The 16,472-nt window shown below is 75.3% G+C and carries 20 protein-coding genes and 1 riboswitch; of the genes, 12 read left to right on the top strand and 8 right to left on the bottom strand.

Annotated elements, in window-relative coordinates:
- Nucleotides 1-40 precede the first annotated feature (40 nt).
- The 4 genes from AC0IVP_RS16595 to AC0IVP_RS16580 all read left to right on the top strand — a co-directional run bounded on the left by AC0IVP_RS16595 (nucleotide 41) and on the right by AC0IVP_RS16580 (nucleotide 3,225).
- A complete protein-coding gene (locus AC0IVP_RS16595; protein ID WP_471757933.1) occupies nucleotides 41-700 on the top strand; it encodes a class I SAM-dependent methyltransferase in 660 nt (219 codons plus the stop codon).
- Nucleotides 701-919: 219 nt separating this feature from the next.
- Nucleotides 920-1,019: riboswitch (cyclic di-AMP (ydaO/yuaA leader) on the top strand.
- A 37-nt stretch (nucleotides 1,020-1,056) separates the two neighbouring features.
- Nucleotides 1,057-1,950 (top strand): aggregation-promoting factor C-terminal-like domain-containing protein, encoded by an 894-nt coding sequence (locus tag AC0IVP_RS16590; protein WP_471757931.1) that lies wholly within the window; start codon nucleotides 1,057-1,059, stop codon nucleotides 1,948-1,950.
- Nucleotides 1,951-1,992: 42 nt separating this feature from the next.
- The gene (locus tag AC0IVP_RS16585; RefSeq protein WP_200938736.1) at nucleotides 1,993-2,547 is read left to right on the top strand and encodes a type 1 glutamine amidotransferase domain-containing protein; all 555 of its coding nucleotides are present in this window, start codon (nucleotides 1,993-1,995) and stop codon (nucleotides 2,545-2,547) included.
- A 78-nt stretch (nucleotides 2,548-2,625) separates the two neighbouring features.
- The gene (locus tag AC0IVP_RS16580) at nucleotides 2,626-3,225 is read left to right on the top strand and encodes a YceI family protein (protein ID WP_056291006.1); all 600 of its coding nucleotides are present in this window, start codon (nucleotides 2,626-2,628) and stop codon (nucleotides 3,223-3,225) included.
- Between the two features lie 50 nt (nucleotides 3,226-3,275).
- On the opposite strand, the gene AC0IVP_RS16575 is transcribed toward AC0IVP_RS16580, so the two are convergent.
- A complete protein-coding gene (locus tag AC0IVP_RS16575) occupies nucleotides 3,276-4,421 on the bottom strand; it encodes an acyl-CoA dehydrogenase family protein (RefSeq protein ID WP_471757929.1) in 1,146 nt (381 codons plus the stop codon).
- A 6-nt stretch (nucleotides 4,422-4,427) separates the two neighbouring features.
- Complete coding sequence (locus tag AC0IVP_RS16570) at nucleotides 4,428-5,606, bottom strand: acyl-CoA dehydrogenase family protein (RefSeq protein WP_056291002.1); 1,179 nt, start codon at nucleotides 5,604-5,606, stop codon at nucleotides 4,428-4,430.
- A gap of 158 nt (nucleotides 5,607-5,764) precedes the next feature.
- Between AC0IVP_RS16570 and AC0IVP_RS16565 the strand changes: the two genes are divergently transcribed.
- The gene (locus tag AC0IVP_RS16565; protein ID WP_471757927.1) at nucleotides 5,765-6,238 is read left to right on the top strand and encodes a VOC family protein; all 474 of its coding nucleotides are present in this window, start codon (nucleotides 5,765-5,767) and stop codon (nucleotides 6,236-6,238) included.
- A gap of 4 nt (nucleotides 6,239-6,242) precedes the next feature.
- Here the strand turns inward: AC0IVP_RS16565 and AC0IVP_RS16560 are convergent, their stop codons facing one another.
- On the bottom strand, nucleotides 6,243-7,040 hold the full coding sequence (locus AC0IVP_RS16560) for an SDR family NAD(P)-dependent oxidoreductase (protein WP_471757925.1): 798 nt from the start codon (nucleotides 7,038-7,040) through the stop codon (nucleotides 6,243-6,245).
- A 118-nt stretch (nucleotides 7,041-7,158) separates the two neighbouring features.
- Between AC0IVP_RS16560 and AC0IVP_RS16555 the strand changes: the two genes are divergently transcribed.
- From AC0IVP_RS16555 to AC0IVP_RS16545, 3 genes are read left to right on the top strand one after another with little or no spacing between them, the layout of a single operon-like run.
- The gene (locus AC0IVP_RS16555; protein WP_471757923.1) at nucleotides 7,159-9,348 is read left to right on the top strand and encodes a putative bifunctional diguanylate cyclase/phosphodiesterase; all 2,190 of its coding nucleotides are present in this window, start codon (nucleotides 7,159-7,161) and stop codon (nucleotides 9,346-9,348) included.
- Complete coding sequence (locus tag AC0IVP_RS16550) at nucleotides 9,345-10,253, top strand: HDOD domain-containing protein (RefSeq protein ID WP_471757921.1); 909 nt, start codon at nucleotides 9,345-9,347, stop codon at nucleotides 10,251-10,253. Before AC0IVP_RS16555 ends, AC0IVP_RS16550 begins: the two co-directional genes overlap by 4 nt.
- A 35-nt stretch (nucleotides 10,254-10,288) precedes the next feature.
- Nucleotides 10,289-11,113 (top strand): hypothetical protein, encoded by an 825-nt coding sequence (locus tag AC0IVP_RS16545; protein WP_056290996.1) that lies wholly within the window; start codon nucleotides 10,289-10,291, stop codon nucleotides 11,111-11,113.
- 16 nt (nucleotides 11,114-11,129) lie between these two features.
- Here AC0IVP_RS16545 and AC0IVP_RS16540 read toward each other — a convergent pair whose 3' ends face one another.
- The 4 genes from AC0IVP_RS16540 to mrf form a co-directional block, all read right to left on the bottom strand.
- Complete coding sequence (locus AC0IVP_RS16540) at nucleotides 11,130-11,480, bottom strand: UBP-type zinc finger domain-containing protein (RefSeq protein ID WP_056290994.1); 351 nt, start codon at nucleotides 11,478-11,480, stop codon at nucleotides 11,130-11,132.
- Between the two features lie 84 nt (nucleotides 11,481-11,564).
- A complete protein-coding gene (gene rpmF / locus AC0IVP_RS16535) occupies nucleotides 11,565-11,732 on the bottom strand; it encodes a 50S ribosomal protein L32 (RefSeq protein ID WP_056290992.1) in 168 nt (55 codons plus the stop codon).
- Nucleotides 11,732-11,989 carry a type B 50S ribosomal protein L31 gene (locus AC0IVP_RS16530; RefSeq protein ID WP_471757919.1) on the bottom strand — a complete coding sequence of 86 codons (258 nt, stop codon included), beginning with the start codon at nucleotides 11,987-11,989 and terminating at the stop codon, nucleotides 11,732-11,734. Before AC0IVP_RS16530 ends, rpmF begins: the two co-directional genes overlap by 1 nt.
- Nucleotides 11,986-13,224: a ribosome hibernation factor-recruiting GTPase MRF gene (gene mrf / locus AC0IVP_RS16525; RefSeq protein ID WP_471757917.1), complete on the bottom strand. Its 1,239-nt coding sequence runs from the start codon at nucleotides 13,222-13,224 to the stop codon at nucleotides 11,986-11,988. Before mrf ends, AC0IVP_RS16530 begins: the two co-directional genes overlap by 4 nt.
- 51 nt (nucleotides 13,225-13,275) lie before the next feature.
- Between mrf and rpmB the strand changes: the two genes are divergently transcribed.
- The 4 genes from rpmB to rpsR are packed head-to-tail and all read left to right on the top strand — an operon-like array spanning nucleotide 13,276 to nucleotide 14,213.
- Nucleotides 13,276-13,524, top strand: a complete 249-nt coding sequence (gene rpmB / locus AC0IVP_RS16520) for a 50S ribosomal protein L28 (protein ID WP_056290987.1) — start codon at nucleotides 13,276-13,278, stop codon at nucleotides 13,522-13,524.
- The gene (gene rpmG / locus AC0IVP_RS16515; protein ID WP_056290985.1) at nucleotides 13,524-13,691 is read left to right on the top strand and encodes a 50S ribosomal protein L33; all 168 of its coding nucleotides are present in this window, start codon (nucleotides 13,524-13,526) and stop codon (nucleotides 13,689-13,691) included. The genes rpmB and rpmG overlap by 1 nt, the downstream gene beginning before the upstream one ends.
- A gap of 1 nt (nucleotide 13,692) precedes the next feature.
- Nucleotides 13,693-13,992: a 30S ribosomal protein S14 gene (gene rpsN / locus AC0IVP_RS16510; RefSeq protein ID WP_471757915.1), complete on the top strand. Its 300-nt coding sequence runs from the start codon at nucleotides 13,693-13,695 to the stop codon at nucleotides 13,990-13,992.
- A complete protein-coding gene (gene rpsR, locus AC0IVP_RS16505) occupies nucleotides 13,989-14,213 on the top strand; it encodes a 30S ribosomal protein S18 (RefSeq protein ID WP_056290980.1) in 225 nt (74 codons plus the stop codon). Before rpsN ends, rpsR begins: the two co-directional genes overlap by 4 nt.
- An 85-nt stretch (nucleotides 14,214-14,298) precedes the next feature.
- Here the strand turns inward: rpsR and AC0IVP_RS16500 are convergent.
- On the bottom strand, nucleotides 14,299-16,472 hold a 2,174-nt coding region (locus tag AC0IVP_RS16500), incomplete at its 5' end, for a heavy metal translocating P-type ATPase (RefSeq protein ID WP_471757913.1).

Raw genomic sequence — 16,472 nt, 5'->3', positions numbered from 1 at the left:
GACTGTCGAGGGGGTCCGTGCGGGCGGGGAGGATGCACCGGTGACCGTCCCCGCGGGCTTCTTCGCCCGGCACACCCGTCTGGTCCGCCCACCGCTGGTGCCCGAGGTGGCGCTGCACCTGGCCGATGACGTCGCCGTGCTGTGGCAGGCCATGGAGGACGAGCGCGAGAGCGGCGGGACGGGACCGGGGGAGGCCTCGCCGTTCTGGGCCGCGGCCTGGGTCGGCGGGCAGGGCCTGGCCCGGTACGTGCTGGACACCCCCGGTCTGGTCGCCGGGCGCACCGTGCTGGACCTGGGGTCGGGCAGCGGGCTGGTCGCCATCGCCGCGGCCCTGGCCGGTGCCACGCGGGTGCTCGCCAGCGACGTCGACCCGTACGCCCTCGCGGTCACCCCGCTCAACGCCGCCGCCAACGGGGTGACCGTCGTCGAGGCGGTCGGCGACGTCCTCGACGGGCAGCCGGGGGAGGGCGACCTGCCGGCGGTGGACGTCGTGCTGGCCGGCGACGTCTTCTACGACCTGCGGATGGCCGACCGGGTGCGGCCGTGGCTGTTCACCGCCTGGGTCGGCGGGGCGACCGTCCTGGTCGGTGACCCCGGCCGGTCCCAGCTGCCCGACGGCCTCGTCGAGGTCGCCGGCTACGAGGTGCCCGACAGCGGGGTCGACGTCGCCCGCCGGACGGCGGTCTGGCGGCTGCCCTGAGGGCGGCGGGTCGGTCGCTCTGGGTGTGTGGCAAACCACACGCTGCACGAGGTGTGTGAATCCGGACGCGCTGTCTTGTCAGCACTCCACATGCCCTCGTACGGTTGGCCGGTCCGGTCGGCACCACCGTCCCCACCCGGGGAGGACCGACCCGGACGCCGCCGAGTCGCCACAGCACGGCCGCCCGCAGCACCACCGCGGGCGGAGCACCACCGGCGAACCGGGGACCCACCGCAGCACTGGGGTGAATCCGTGCCGACCGCGTCAGCGGCCGGGACGGTAGGGCGTCTTCCCGCCCGAACCCGTCAGCTAACCCGGTAGGCGGCCGACGGAAGACAAGGACCCGCCCCACCCGCATGAGCGCTCGTCACTCCGCACTGCCCGCCGTCCCCGAGAGCCCCGCCGCCGAGGTGGTCCTCCCCGCGGACGACGTCCCCACCCCGAGGACCGGCTCCGCCCCGACTCCCGTCGACGGCCCCACCGTCGCCACGGTCGAGTCCGCCGAGCAGACCGTCGCTGCGGTCGCGCGCGGCCGGCACCGTCGTCCCCCGGCCCGCCGGGCCGCGGTGTACCTGGCCGCCGCGGCCGTCGGTGGCGTGCTGGTCAACGTGCTGCTCACCGGCGGTCCATCCGCGGAGGCGCAGGCCGACGCCGCCACCCCCACGGTCTCGCAGGCGGCGAGCGTCGCCCAGCAGCTCGGGCTCACCGACGCCACCGCGACCGCCGCCGACGGCCCGGCCGAGGTCAGCGCGCACCTGGGCTCCCTGCAGGCCAGCCGCGCCCAGCGCGAGGCCGACGAGGTCACCGCCGCCCAGGCCCAGTCCGCCGCCGACCAGGCCGTGCTGGACGCCCAGGCCGCCGCTGCCGCCGAGGCCGCCGCCCGCGCCGAGGCCGAGGCACAGGCCGCCGCGCTGGCCCAGGCCGCCGCCGACGCGGAGGCCGCCGCGGCCGCCGCCGGCCCGGCCGAGTTCCACGACTACGCCATGGCCCAGCTCGGCGGGGACGCCAGCCAGTTCTCCTGCCTGGAGAACCTGTGGGGCAAGGAGTCCGGCTGGAACCCCGACGCGCAGAACCCCACCTCCACCGCGTACGGCATCCCGCAGTTCCTGAACTCGACGTGGGCCGGCACCGGCATCGCCAAGACCGACAACGGCTTCCGCCAGATCGACGCCGGGCTGATCTACATCGAGAACCGCTACGGCAGCCCCTGTGGCGCGTGGAGCCACTCGCAGGCGGTCAACTGGTACTGAGCCCGGGTTCCCTCCCGAGCTCTGCTGGGCATGCCCCGGGGCATGGCTGAACTGACTGGCAAGACGATCGCCGTGCTCGCCGCCAAGGGCGTCGAGCGCATCGAGCTGGTGGAGCCCCGCGCTGCCGTGGACGCCGCCGGGGCCACCACCCACCTGCTGTCGGTCCCCGACGGCGTCACCGACGGCACCGTCCAGTCCGTGGACGGCGACATCCACCCGGGTGAGACCTTCCCGGTGCACGCCCTGGTGGGCGAGGTCTCCGCCGACGACTACGACGGTCTGCTGCTGCCCGGTGGTGCGGTCAACCCCGACACCCTGCGCCAGGACCCCGACGCGCTGGCCTTCGTGAAGGCGTTCATGGACGCCGGCAAGCCCGTCGCCGCGATCTGCCACGCCCCGTGGACGCTGCTGGAGGCCGAGACCCTCTCCGGGCGCACGCTGACGTCCTACCCGAGCATCCGCGGGGACCTCCGGCGGGGCGGCGCGACCGTCGTCGACGAGGAGGTGTGCCGCGACGGCAACCTCGTCACCAGCCGCGACCCCGACGACGTCCCGGCGTTCAGCGCGGCGGCCGTGGAGCTCTTCGCCGGGGGATGACCGGCACCCGGACGCGCGGGACCGTCCTCCACCAGCCACAATGGCGTGGTTGCACACCTTCTGGGAGGACGGTCCACCGTGGCCAAGCACCGCGCGCGCGAGTCCGCCGTCACCGACTTCGACGACGCGACGTCCGCGCTGGACGACGTGTCCGGGGACTACACCGTCGACGTCGCGCACACCCGGATCGGCTTCCGGGCCCGCCACGCCATGGTCACCACCGTGCGCGGCACGTTCGGCGACTTCGAGGGCACCGCGCACCTGGACACCCGGGACCCCGGGTCCAGCTCGGTGACCCTGCGCATCGACGCGGGCAGCCTGGACACCCAGCAGCCCGACCGGGACGCCCACCTGCGTTCGGCGGACTTCCTGGACGTCGAGCAGTTCCCCGAGATCACCTTCGTCTCCACCGGCGTCGAGCGGGTCGAGGACGACGTCTACGACGTGACCGGTGACCTGACCGTCAAGGGCACCACCCGCGAGGTCGACATCGAGTTCACCCTCACCGGGTCGGCGCAGGACCCCTTCGGCAACGTCCGGGTCGGCTTCGAGGGCGCGCTGGCGCTCAAGCGCAGCGAGTGGGGCCTGGTCTGGAACGCGGCCCTGGAGACCGGCGGCGTGCTGGTCAGCGACCGGATCCAGATCGAGTTCGACGTCTCGGCGATCAAGACCGCCTGAGTGCCCGTACGACGACAGGCCCCCGCCTGTCGTCGTACGGGCCGGTCAGCTCAGCGCAGGGCCTCGACCGTGTCGTGGTCGGAGACCCGGGTGGCCAGCCGGGCGGCCGCCCAGTCGCCGTCGCCGACCAGGTGGTCGATGGCGGTGAGCCGGGAGGTGTAGTGGCCGACCTTGTACTCGGCGGTCACCCCGATGCCCCCGTGCAGCTGGATGGCCTCCTTGCCGATGTGCCTGCCGGCGCGGCTGGTCTGCAGCCGGGCGCGGTCGGCGGCGTCGACGACCTGCGCGGGCGTCGAGTCGGCGGCGTCGATGACCATCGTGGCCCACAGCGCGGTGCTGCGGACCAGCTCCAGGGACACGTACATGTCCGAGGCGCGGAAGGTGAGCGCCTGGAACTTGTTCAGCGAGACCCCGAACTGCTTGCGGGTCTTGAGGTACTCCGCGGTGGTGGTCAGCGCCGTCTCCATGGCCCCGACCGCCTCGTGGGCGTAGGCCACGGTCGCGCGGGCCAGGGCCTGCTCGACGTCGGCGGTGCGGTCGGCGTCGCCGTCCCCGAGGAGCTGGGCGGGGGTGCCGTCGAAGGCGACCCGGGCGGCGCGGCCGCCGTCGTGGGTGCGGTAGCCGGAGCGGGTGAGCCCCTCGGCGTCGCCCTGGACGACGAAGAGCCGGGTGCCGCCGTCGACGGCGGCGGACACGACGAGGACGTCGGCCCGGGCGCCGTGCTGGACCGGCTCCTTGACCCCGGAGAGGGTCCAGCCGTCACCGGCGGCAGAGGCGGTGACGCCGGCCGCGGTGGCGGTCCAGCGCGAGGCCGGCTCGGCGTGGGCGAAGGCCAGCACGCTGGCGCCCTCGGCGAGCGGACCGAGCAGGGCGGCGCGCTGCTCCGCGGTCCCGACGGCGGCGACCAGGCCACCGGCGAGCACGACGGACTCGACGAAGGGCTCCGGCGCGAGCACGCGGCCGATCTCGGTGGCCACCAGGGCCACCTCGACCTGGCCGGCGCCCATGCCGCCGTCGGCCTCGGCGAAGGGCAGCCCGAGGACGCCCATCTCGGCCAGCTGGGCCCAGGTCTTCTCGTCGAAGCCGGGGTCCTCCCGGGTGACGGTGCGGCGCTGGTCGCCGCCGTAGGCGCGCATCAGCAGGCCGGCGACGGCCTCGCGGAGGGCGTTCTGTTCGGTGTCGAAGGTGAAGTCCACGTCAGGTCACAACCCCAGGATCGAGCCGGCGATGATGGTGCGCTGTACTTCGTTCGAGCCGCCGTAGATGGAGACCTTGCGGTAGTTCAGGTACTCCGGGGTGGCGACGCGGGCCCACTCGGGGACGTCGGTGTCGGCGTCGTCGGCGAAGGAGGCCAGCGACAGCGGTCCGGCGATGTCCACGATGAGCTCGGTGGCGGCCTGCTGCAGCTCCGAGCCGCGCAGCTTGAGCACCGAGGACGCCGGGTGCGGCTTGCCGTCGGTGGAGTTGGCGACCACGCGGAGCGCGGTGAGCTCCAGGGCCAGCAGCTCGTTCTCCAGCTCGGCGATGCGCCGGGCCATGGAGGGGTCCTCGAGCAGCGTGTGGTCGCCCAGGCTGATCGCCGCGGCGTGCGCCTTGGCGTCGACGAGCATGCGCTTGGTGGCCCCGACCCGGGCGATGCCGACCCGCTCGTTGCCCAGCAGGAACTTGGCGTAGTCCCAGCCGCGGTTCTCCTCGCCGATCAGGTTCTCGGCGGGCACCCGGACGTCTTCGAAGAAGACCTCGTTGACCTCGAAGCCGCCGTCCAGCAGCTCGATCGGGCGCAGGGTGACCCCGGGGGTGTCCATCGGGAAGACCAGCATCGAGATGCCGCGCTGCTTCTTCTCCGCTCCCGGGTCGGTGCGGACCAGGCAGAAGATCCAGTCGGCGTACTGCCCCAGCGTGGTCCAGGTCTTCTGGCCGTTGACGACCCAGTCGTCGCCGTCGCGGACGGCGGTGGTGCGCAGGCTGGCGAGGTCGGAGCCGGCGTCGGGCTCGGAGAAGCCCTGGCACCACCAGATGTCCAGGTTCGCCGTCTTCGGCAGGAAGCGCTCCTTCTGCTCCTGGTTGCCGAACGCCGCGATGACCGGGCCGATCATCGAGGCGTTGAACGCCAGCGGCTCGGGGACGGCGGCCAGCTGCATCTCCTCGCGCCAGATGTGGCGCTGCAGCGGGGTCCAGTCCCGGCCGCCCCACTCGGCGGGCCAGTGCGGCACGGCGAGACCGGCGGCGTTGAGCACCCGCTGGGCCTCGACGTAGGCCTCCTTGGACACGTCCCGGTGCGCGGCGACGTCGTCGCGGATGGACTGCGGGACCTGGGTGGTGAAGAACGTGCGCATCTCGTCCCGGAACGCCTGGTCCTCGGGCGACAGGTGCAACTGCATGGACGACCCTCATCTCTCTCCCCGCACGGCGACCGTGCCGCGCGGGCGTCGGGACGACGATCCCACACTTCCTACTGGCCGGTAACCTCCGCCCGCCGGTGAGTCCCGGGGCCCGCGCCGGTCCTCCCCGACAGACCCACCGACCCCCAGGAGACCCCGTGACCGAGATCGTGCCGTGCCTGTGGTTCACCGACGACGCCGAGGCGGCCGTCGCCCTCTACACCGGGCTGTTCCCCGACAGCGAGGTGCTCGAGGTGACCCGGTACCCCGCCGGCGCCCCCGGGGAGGAGGGCAGCGTGCTGACCGTGGAGTTCACCGTCGCAGGCAGCCGGTACACCGCGCTCAACGGCGGCCCGCACGACGCGTTCAACGACGCCGTCTCCCTGCAGGTCCTCGTCGCCGACCAGGCCGAGCTGGACCGGGTCTGGGACGGGCTGCTCGCCGGGGGCGGCACGCCGGTGCAGTGCGGCTGGCTGAAGGACCGCTTCGGGGTGTCCTGGCAGGTGGTGCCGCGGTCCTGGGCCGCCGCGCTGCGGACCGCCACGCCGGCCCAGGCAGCGGCCGGGTTCGCCGCGCTGATGCCGATGGTGCGGATCGACGTCTCCGCGCTGGAGGACGCGCTGCGCAGCTGAGCGCTCAGTAGTGGACGACCCCGCGCTGCCCGCCGCCGGCGGCGACGGCGTCCCCGGTGACGGCGACGCTGCGCGGGGAGCACAGGAACGTGACGACGTCGGCGACCTCGGCGGCGGTGACCAGCCGGCCGATGCGGACGTCGGCGGCCATCGCCGCCTCGGCCTCGGTCTCGCTGGTGCCGGCCGCGGCAGCGCGGGCCGCGACGACGCCCGGGGTGCGCTCGGTGACGGTGGTCCCGGGGTGCACGACGGTGACGTTGACCCCGTGCGGGCCCAGCTCCTCGGCCAGGTTCGCCGTCATCGCGGCGACGGCCACGTTGCGCACCGTGCCGACCAGCGAGCCGGTCCGCCGGGCGTTGAGCCCGCTGACGTTGACGATCCGGCCCCAGCCCTGCGCGGTCATGTGCGGGGCGACGGCGCGGGCGCAGCGCAGGTAGCCCAGCACCTTGGTCTCGACCTCGGCCCGCAGCGCGTCGTCGGTCAGGTCGGCCAGCGTGGGGACCGGTCCCGAGCTGGCCGGCCGGGCGGCCGCGTTGACCAGCACGTCGACCCCGCCCAGCTGGGCCACCACCTCGGCGACGGCGGCCCGGACCGCGGCGTCGTCGGTGGTGTCGGCGGCGACCACGACCACCCGGGTGCCGTACCGCGACAACTCCGCGGCGACCGCGGCCAGCGCGTCGGCGTCCCGGGCGAGGAGGGCCACGTCGGCGCCCTCCTCGGCCAGCCGCTCGGCGACCGCGCGGCCGATGCCCCGGCTCGCGCCGGTGACCAGGGCGCGCCTCCCGCGCAGCTGGAGGTCCATCAGGGCCGGCCCGCGGGGGTGCGCATGCGGCCACCGTAGGACGCCGGCCGTCCCACCCGCACGGGTGAGCCGGCCCGGCTGGGCTCCAGCCGGGCCCCGGGCAGGCCGAGAAGACGGCGTGTCCCCGTCCGCGCTGCGTCCCGCCGGGGCCGCCGTCCCCACGCCCGTGGTGACCGCGGTCTTCCACTCGGTCGCCGTCACCGACGGCGCCGCGGTGCTGGTGGTCGACGCCTCGGGACCCGGCGTCCCGGTCGTGACCTGGGGCAGCGCGGGGGTCGAGCGCCTGCTGGGCTACGCCCTCAGCGACGTCCCCGGACGCCCGCTCTCCGCCTTCCTGCCCGACCTGCCCGCCGGGCTGCTGCGCGCCGAGCGCGCCTCCTGCCTGCCGCTCCCGGTGCGCACCGTCACCGGTGCGCTCGTCGAGGCCGTCGTGCTCGCCACGCCCTCCACCGACCCCGGCGTCTGGGCCCTCCGGTTCCAGGCCGGGGCCACCGACGCCGAACGGGTCCTGGCCGACACCGCCGCCGCGCACGAACGCCGCTTCAGCACGCTGACCGAGCGGTCCCCGGTGCCGACCCTGCTCTCCGACCACGGCATGCGCCTCGCGCACGTCAACGACGCGTTCTGCCGGCTCACCGGCCGTCAGGCCGAGCAGCTGCTGGGCACCGGCTGGCTGGCCGACGTGCACCCCGACGACGTCGAGGAGCTCGTCGACCGGGCCGCCGAGGTGCTCACCGGTGGCGCCGTGGAGGTCCGGGTGCGGATGGTCCGCGCCGACGGTGCGGTCCGCAGCACCGTCGCCCGCTTCGCCCCGCTGGAGGCCCCCGGCGGCGCCGGGGGCTTCGTCGGCACCATCGAGGACGTCACCGAACGGCTGGAGTTCGAGGCGCAGCTGGCCCACCTGGCCCACCACGACCCGCTGACCGGCCTGCCCAACCGCACCCGGCTGGCCGACTACGTCGCGGACCGCTTCGTCCCCGGCGGCCGCGGGCTGGCCTGCCTGTTCCTCGACGTCGACGACTTCAAGGTGGTCAACGACTCCCTCGGGCACGCCGCCGGCGACCAGCTGCTGGTCCAGGTCGCCACCCGGCTGCGCTCCGTCGTCCGCCCCTCGGACCTGGTGGTCCGGTTCGGCGGCGACGAGTTCGTGGTCGTCTGCGAGCGGGTCTCCGAGGACGACGCCGTGGCCCTGGCCGGGCGGATCGGCGCCGAGCTGGCCCGCCCCGTCCAGCTGGGCGGGGTGAGCGTCAGCGTGCGGGTCAGCGTGGGGGTCACCGTGCAGACCGACGAGCACGTGACCGCCGACGAGCTGGTCCGCGACTGCGACATCGCCATGTACCAGGCCAAGGCCGACGGCAAGGGCCGGGTCAGCGTGCTGGACCAGGACTCCCGGGCGCAGGCGCGGGACAAGCTGCGCCTGGTCGCCGACCTGCGGTCCGCCATCGAGGACGGCGGCCTGCGGCTGGCCTTCCAGCCCGTGGTGGAGACCGTCTCCCGCCGTCCGGTGGGGGTCGAGGCGCTGGCCCGGTGGACGCACCCGACCCGGGGCCCCATCGGCCCGCAGGTCTTCGTGGCCCTGGCCGAGGAGAGCGGCCTGGTCGACGCGCTGGGCACCGTGGTCCTGGAGGGGTCCTGCGCGCAGGTCGCCCGCTGGGACGCCGAGCTCGGCCCGGCCGCCCCCCGGGTGGTCAACGTCAACGTCTCGGCCCTGCAGCTGGACGAGCACCTCCCGGCGCAGGTGGCCTCGGCGCTGCAGCGGCACGGCGTGGGTGCCGACCGGCTGTGCGTGGAGATCACCGAGTCCGCGCTGGTCCGCCACCCCGAGCGGGCCGCCCGGGTGCTCGGCGAGCTGCGCGCCCTGGGCGTGCGGATCGCCATCGACGACTTCGGCACCGGCTGGTCCTCGCTGGCCACCCTCCGGCACCTGCCGGTGGACTGCCTCAAGGTCGACCGCTCCTTCGTCGCCGAGCTGGCCGACGGGCGGCCCCAGATCACCTCCGCCGTCGTCGCGCTGGCCGCCAGCCTCGGGCTGGAGTCCACCGCCGAGGGCGTGGAGACCGAGGAGCAGGCCCGTGCGCTCGGCGCCCTGGGCGCCACCCACCTGCAGGGCTTCGGCATCGCCACCCCGATGGACGCCGCCGACACCACCGCGTGGTTCGCCGCCCAGGCCGCCCGCGCGGCCGCCGCCAGCCCGACCGTCATCAGCCCGACCGTCATCAGCCCGACCGCCATCAGCCCGACCGTGGTCCCCGTGGCCCGGCGCGCACCAGAGACCGAGGAGTTCGTCGTGGACGGGGTGACGTCGTGAGGGAGCTGCTGCTCGGGCACGAGCCGGAGGTCGAGGACCTCCCGCCCGGCGAGCACGCGCACGGGGACGGGGACGGGGACGGGGACGGCACTGGACAGCCGGTCACCGTCGGCGGATCCCCGCTGGACGACGTGCTGGCCAGCATCGAGACGATGGCCGCCCAGCGCCCCATCGCCGCCCAGATCGTCGCCCTCACCGAGGGGTCCGACGCCGGGGCGCGCGACGTGGCCCGCCTGCTCGCCGCCGACCCGGCGCTGTCCGGTCGGGTGCTCAAGCTGGCGAACTCCGCCTACTACGGGATGCGCGGGCGCGTGGGGTCGCTGCAGTTCGCGATCGCCGTCGTCGGGTTCTCCGTCGTCCGCTCGATGGCCACCGTCGCCCTGACCGACACCCGCGACGAGTCGCAGCTGCCCGAGGACTACTGGACCGTCAGCACGCACCTGGCGCTGGCCGCCTCCGCCCTGGCCCCGCGGCTGGGCAGTCGGCCGCAGGACGCGGTGTGCGTCGGGCTGCTGGCCCAGCTCGGCGTCGCCCTGCTGCACCACCACGACCGGGCCGGGTACGACGCCGTCCGGGAGGCCGGGCCCACCCCGGCCGCCCGCCGGGTCGCCGAGACCCAGCGCTACGGCACCGACGCGCTCGGGCTGACCGCACTGGCCATGCGCAGCTGGGCCTTCCCCGGTGCGCTGGTCGACCCGGTGTCCCAGGTCGACGACCTGGCCTCCGCCCCCGGGGGCCTGCTGCGCGGCGCCCTGGAGATCACCGGTCGGCTGACCCGCGACGGCCACCAGGTCGAGCGGATCGAGCGGCTGACCGGTGGCCGGGTCAGCGAGGTCGACCTGCGCCCGATGCTCACCCAGGTCCGCACCGACGCCGCCGAGCTGCGCCGGACGCTGCTGGGCTGAGTGCGCGGGCGCGCCCCCGGGAGGACAGTGGGGGCGTGTTCGAGATCGACGAGATGGCGCTGCTGACCCGCGAGGTCCTCCGTGAGCGCGGGGCCGAGCTGATCGCCGAGGCCTGCGCCTGGGCGGTGGGCACCAGCGACCGGCCGCACCACCTGCGCCGGCGCGGGCGGCTCGTGGCCAGCGGGACCACCGTCGGGGTGCGGGCCGAGAACGGCCAGCCCCTCGCCGACGAGGAGGGCGGCCGGCTCGACCTGGGCGACGCCCGGCCGGGCAGCTTCCGGGACGCGCTGAACATGGTCGACGCCGAGGGCGTGCTCCACGCCGACCGGTTCGACGTCGCCGTCCTGGAACCCTTCGTGCTGGAGACCTGCGTGCGCGCCGGCGAGCGGTTGCGGCGGACCCGGCCCGCCGCCTGGGCCGAGCTGGCCGACGAGGTGGGCGAGGACCCGGCCGATGCCGCCGCGGTGGTCCGGGCGGGGGAGTGGGAGGCCCCGCTGCGCATCGACGCCGAGCACCTGGTGCTCGCCGCGATCGGCGACACCTCCCTGGCGCTCGTGGAGGCCGAGGGGGTGCCGCTGTCGCTGGTGCGCGCCGCCGAGGCACTGACCCGGGAGGCCGCGCCGCGCCCGCCCGCCCCGGCGCCCCGCACCGAGGACCTGGCCGGCGCGGTCTTCCTGGCCACCGTCGCGCTGGAGGGGCTGCCCACGCCGGTGCCGCCCACCCACGTCGACCGGGTGCTGGACGCCCTCGTGGAGGAGGGACTGGCGCGCGAGGAGGTGCTCGGCGTGCTGCCGCACCTGCCGCTGGAGCCGGCCACCGAGGCCGACCTGCGGCGGTTGGCGGAGCGGCTGCCGGAGTAGCCGGCGCCCGGGTGGGTCAGCCGCCGAGGCGGCGGACCCAGTCGGCGGGCACCCGGTCGGCCGGGCCGGGGACGGACTGCTCCTCCGGGTGGCTGGTGGGCGCGGCCAGCTCCGGGCCGACGAACCCGCCACCGGTGCCGAAGTCGTAGAACCAGTCCTCGCCCGGCTCGAAGCTCTGGATGACCGGGTGCCCGGTCTGCTCGGCGTGCGCGGTGGCGTGCCTGTTCAACGAGTCGTCGCAGCAGCCGACGTGCCCGCACTGCGCGCAGCGGCGCAGGTGGAACCACCAGGACGAGGTGGCCTCGCACTCGACGCAGCCGGGGCCGCTGGGCGGGACGGAGGTGTCGATGCCGGCCGGGGTGCTCATGGCGACACCCTGCCACCTCCGCCCCGCCCGGCTCCAGCCTCGGCAGGGGGTCGTCGGGCCGGGCAGCCCAGGGTCAGTCCAGGGTCAGTCCAGGGTCAGGAGGCCCCGCTGGGCGGCCCGGACCAGGCGACGCGGGACCAGGTGGCGGACGCCGTCGACCACCACGGGCACCAGCTGCGGCGGGGTGGCCTTCCACCGGGCGCGGCGGTGTCGGGTGTTCGACCTCGACGTCCGGCGCTTGGGGACCGCCATCAGCCGCGCCGTCCGTACTTCGCGTGGAACTTCTCCACCCGGCCGGCGGTGTCCAGGACCCGGGCGCTGCCGGTCCAGAACGGGTGCGAGGCGCTGCTGGTGTCCACGGTGACCACGGGCAGGGTCTCGCCGTCCAGCTCGATGGTCTCCCCGCCGGTCTGCCCGCCGGCGATCGTCGAGCGGGTGCGGAAGACCGTGCCGGTGGCGGTGTCGCGGAAGGCCACCGTCCGGTAGGTGGGGTGGATGCCGTCTCTCATCGGTTCTCCTCGGGGTGGGTGCTGCTGCGGGGGTCGGGGGCGGGGGTGCTGTCCTCGCAGGGGTCGGCGTGCCAGTCGCCGAACGGGTCGGGGAAGGTGGCCCACAGCTCCGGGCCGGCGGCGAACTCGGCGTCGGTGAGCAGGGCGTCCCGCAGCGCGTCGGTGACGACGTCGGGGGACTGCCGGTGCACCAGCACGACGAGGGCGGCGTCCCGGTCGCCGTGCACCGGGTCCCAGCGCAGCGCGGCCGCGGCCCGCCGCTCCGGGTCCACCTGGGCCCACAGCTCGGCGTCGTCGCCCAGGGTGGCCAGCCACGGGCCGGCGTCCCCGACCTGCAGGCCGCCGCCGGCGGACTCCAGCCACACGGCACGATCGCCCTGGGTGGCCAGCCACAGCCGGCCACGGCTGCCCACGACGCCGTCCAGCAGCACGTCGAAGGCCTCGTGCAGGCGTTCGGGGTGGAACGGGCGCGCGGCGGTGAAGCGGACCAGCTGCACCCCGGCGTCGGCGTCCAGGCGGGGCTGCCCGGCCAGCAGCGGGGCGTGCGGGGAGTGCGGTCGGCCGCGTCGGGCGGAGCCGTCCAGGCCGGCGAGGACCCGCTCGGGGGTCCAGTGCTCGATCGACCCGAGCCGGGCGGCCGGCACCCAGCGCTCCAGCACCGCGTGCAGCCGGACGGCGGTCCAGTCGTCGACCGGCGGCCCGGCCAGCAGGACGACGTCGGCCATCCCGACCTGGCCGAGGGCGACCTGGGCCAGGGTCCGCTCGTCGTCGGCGGTGGCGGCCAGCCCGCGGTCGGCCATCGTGTCCTCACCGGTGACGTCCTCTAGCCAGGTCGCCTGCTCCAGCACCGCGACGACGGCTTCGACGGTGACCGCGTCGGCGGCGGTGCCGCCGTCGTCGAGTGGCAGGTGGCCGAGGGACCAGCACAGGTGCTCGGGCTCCAGGGCCGGGTCGAGCTGGAGGACGACGCGGGCGACGTCGGGGCGGGTGCCCAGGGTGTGCAGCAGCGGGAGGACGTCCAGGCGCAGCGTGCAGGACAGGCAGCCGTGGGCGAGTTCGAGGGCGGTGGTCTCGGCGGGGGCGCCGGCGGCCTGCACGGTGCGGACGACGACGCCCTGGTCGAGCCGGCCGACGTCGTGGTGCACGAGCACGGAGCCCGGGGTGAGCAGGTCGGCCGCGGCCCGGGCGCTCAGCGCGCGGTGCACGCCGGTGACGAGGACGAGGGGAGTGGGCATGCCCAGACCCTAGATGAAGACGGGAACCATTGTCATCTAGGGTGGTCCGCCATGACCACCTTCTGCGAGGTGACCGGCCGCCGTCCCACCTTCGGCAAGGCCGTGAGCCACTCCCACCGGCGGACCAACCGCCGCTTCGACCCCAACCTGCAACGCAAGCGCTTCTGGGTGCCCAGCGAGAACCGGTTCGTCCGGCTCACCGTGTCCACCCGAGGCATCAAGACCATCGACGTCCAGGGCATCGAGTCCGTCTGGGCCCGGGTGAAGCGCGAGCGCTCGCTCACCGGCGGGCGGGTCTGATGGCCCGGGCCACCGACGTCCGGCCGGTGATCAAGCTCAAGTCAACCGCCGGGACGGGCTACACGTACGTGACCCGCAAGAACCGCCGCAACGACCCCGACCGGCTGGTGCTGCGCAAGTACGACCCGGTCGTGCGCCGGCACGTCGAGTTCAAGGAGGACCGCTGACATGGCCAAGACCTCGAAGGTCGCCGCGAACGACCGGCGCCGGCTCGTCGTCGCCCGGTACGCCGAGCGCCGCGCCGCGCTGAAGCAGGCGGTCTGCACCGGCACCGACGTCGAACGCGCCGCCGCCCAGGCCGCCCTGCAGCGGATGCCCCGCGACGCCAGCGCCACCCGGGTGCGCAACCGGGACGCCGTCGACGGCCGCCCGCGCGGGCACCTGCGGGCGTTCGGGCTGTCCCGCATCCGGTTCCGGGAGATGGCCCACGACGGCCAGCTCCCCGGCATCACCACGAGCAGCTGGTGACCCCGGCCCCGCGCCCGCCGCGGCCGAGGAAGCGCCGGCGGTTGGACGGTCCGGTCGACTGGAAGGACGTGCAGTTCCTGCGCACCTTCGTCTCCGATCGCGGCAAGATCCGTGCCCGCCGGGTCACCGGCCTGGACCCCAAGGCGCACCGCGACGTCGCCCGGGCGATCAAGAACGCCCGCGAGATGGCCCTGCTGCCCTACCCCTCGAAGGGCCGCTGACCCGCGTACCCAGGTGCAGGCGAAGGAAGCTCCACACCCCCCATCGGGCTCACCGGGGGGTGTGGAGCTTCCTTTGCCTCGGGGGTCAGCGGGGGGTGTCGCGGTGGCGGACGAGGCGGGCGGAGTTGACCGCCACGGCCACCGAGCTGGCGTTGTGCAGCACCGCGGCCAGCACCGGGGACAGCGCCCCGGCCCCGGCGACAACCAGCCCGACGCCGTTGACCGCGATGGACAGCCCGTAGTTCTGCCGCACGATCCCCAGGGTCGCGCCGCCCAGGTCGCGCAGGTCCAGCAGGTGCCGCAGGTCGTCCCCGACCAGGGCGACGTCGGCGGTCTCGACGGCGACGTCGGTGCCCGAGACGCCCATCGCGATGCCGATGTCGGCCGCGGCCAGGGCGGGGGCGTCGTTGGTGCCGTCGCCGACCACCGCGACCGTGTACCCCTCGGCCTGCAGCGCGGTGACCACGTCCTGCTTGTCCTCGGGCAGGACCTCCGCGCGCCACTCGGTGATGCCCAGGCGCTCGGCCACGGCGGCCGCGCTGGCCGCGTGGTCCCCGGTCAGCATGACGATCCGGCGCACGCCGGTGGCCCGCAGTGTCGCCAGCACCTCGGCGGCCTCCTCGCGGACCTCGTCGAGCAGGCTCACCAGCCCGACGAGCTCGCCGTCGACGGCCAGCAGCAGCGGGGTCTCGGTCCGTCCGCGCAGGGTGGCCAGCCAGCCCAGCGCCTCCTCGCCGACCGCCACGCCCTCGGCGGCCATCAGCGCCTCGCTGCCCAGCAGCAGCACGCGGCCGTCGGCCTGGGTGCGCATCCCCAGGCCCAGCAGGACCTCGCACTCCTCGTGTGGGGGGATGAAGACGTGCCGCTCCTCGGTGGAGCGGATGACCGCCTGGGCCAGCGGGTGCCGGGAGTGGATCTCCGAGCTGGCCGCGTAGCCCAGGACCTGCTCGGGCTCCCAGTCGGGGGAGAAGGACACCACGTTGGTGACGACGGGGCGTCCCACGGTCAGCGTCCCGGTCTTGTCGAACACCACGGCGTCGATCCGGCCGGCCGCCTCCAGGTGCGCGCCGCCCTTGATCAGCACGCCGCGGGAGGCGCCGTTGCCGATGGCGGCGCTCACCGCGGTCGGGGTGGAGAGCCCGACCGCGCAGGGGCAGGCCACCAGCAGCATGGTCATCGCCCGACGGACGTCGCGCGTGACCAGCCAGGTGAGGGCGGCCAGCGCGAAGGACGCCGGCACGAACCGGCGGGAGAACTCGTCGCCCACGGTCTGGATCGGGGCGCGGTCGTCGGTGGCCTGTTCGACCCGGGCGATGATCCGGCCGATCGCGGTGTCCGAGCCGGTGGCCGAGGCGCGCACGACGATCCGGCCGCGCAGGTTCACCGACCCGGCGTGCACGGTGGACCCGGCGGTGACCGCGACCGGCAGCGGCTCGCCGGTGATGGCGGCCTGGTCGACGACGCCGTCGCCCTCGACGACCTCGCCGTCCACGGCGATGGTGGCCTGCTCGTGGACGACGACCAGGTCCCCGACGCGGAGCCGGGCCAGGTCGACCTGCTGCTCCACGGCGGACGTGCTGTCGCCCACCAGGACCCACGCGGTGGACTCGGTGCCGGCCAGCAGGGCGGAGATCGCGTTGCGGGTGCGCCGCAGGGTGAGGTCCTGCAGCCACTCCCCGATGTTGAGCAGCCACAGCACGGTGAGTGCCACGACGTTCTCGCGCAGCAGCAGGCTGGCCACGGTGGCGGCGGTGACCAGCGCGTCGGTGCCCGCGGTGCGCTTGCCGGTGAGCGCGCCGACGGCGCCCTTGAGGAACGGGTAGCCGGTGAAGAGGGTGACCACGCTGGCGGCGAACCGGCTCTGCCCGGACAGCACGGGCGGGCGGCCCAGCCCGTAGCGGCGGACGCCGAGCAGCAGCAGCGCGGCACCGCCCACGCCGATGCGCAGCAGCTCGCCGTTGGCCACGTCGGCCGAGCGCGGGCGGCGGGCGACGACGGCGTCCGCGGGCCGGTCCGCGACGGCCGAGACGGCGGCGAGCACGTCGGCGCGGTCGGCGTCGGCGTCCAGCCAGACCAGCACGTGGCCGGTGACCGGGTGGGCCTGCGCCGCGAGCACCCCGGGGAGCTCGTCCAGGGCGTCCTCGACCAGCACCGCGCGGGACGGCGAGCCGGTGAGCCACGGGGCGTGCAGCCGGACCCGGCCGGCGACGTCGCTGACGACGCGCGGGGCGGGTGCCTGTGCGGGGGTCGGCGGGGGCG

Source organism: Klenkia sp. AC732, from assembly GCF_979256525.1.
The sequence above is the reverse complement of the archived record's forward strand: the minus strand, read 5'-3'. Positions and strand labels throughout refer to the sequence as shown.

Excerpts from the sequence above, each read along its gene's own strand:
- AC0IVP_RS16570 (WP_056291002.1), bottom strand. The coding sequence starts at position 5,606 with ATGCAGTTGCACCTGTCGCCCGAGGACCAGGCGTTCCGGGACGAGATG.
- rpsN (WP_471757915.1), top strand. The coding sequence starts at position 13,693 with ATGGCCAAGACCTCGAAGGTCGCCGCGAACGACCGGCGCCGGCTCGTC.
- mrf (WP_471757917.1), bottom strand. The coding sequence starts at position 13,224 with ATGCCCACTCCCCTCGTCCTCGTCACCGGCGTGCACCGCGCGCTGAGC.
- AC0IVP_RS16585 (WP_200938736.1), top strand. The coding sequence starts at position 1,993 with ATGGCTGAACTGACTGGCAAGACGATCGCCGTGCTCGCCGCCAAGGGC.
- rpmG (WP_056290985.1), top strand. The coding sequence starts at position 13,524 with ATGGCCCGGGCCACCGACGTCCGGCCGGTGATCAAGCTCAAGTCAACC.
- AC0IVP_RS16540 (WP_056290994.1), bottom strand. The coding sequence starts at position 11,480 with ATGAGCACCCCGGCCGGCATCGACACCTCCGTCCCGCCCAGCGGCCCC.
- AC0IVP_RS16530 (WP_471757919.1), bottom strand. The coding sequence starts at position 11,989 with ATGAGAGACGGCATCCACCCCACCTACCGGACGGTGGCCTTCCGCGAC.
- rpmF (WP_056290992.1), bottom strand. The coding sequence starts at position 11,732 with ATGGCGGTCCCCAAGCGCCGGACGTCGAGGTCGAACACCCGACACCGC.
- rpmB (WP_056290987.1), top strand. The coding sequence starts at position 13,276 with ATGACCACCTTCTGCGAGGTGACCGGCCGCCGTCCCACCTTCGGCAAG.
- AC0IVP_RS16590 (WP_471757931.1), top strand. The coding sequence starts at position 1,057 with ATGAGCGCTCGTCACTCCGCACTGCCCGCCGTCCCCGAGAGCCCCGCC.
- AC0IVP_RS16560 (WP_471757925.1), bottom strand. The coding sequence starts at position 7,040 with ATGGACCTCCAGCTGCGCGGGAGGCGCGCCCTGGTCACCGGCGCGAGC.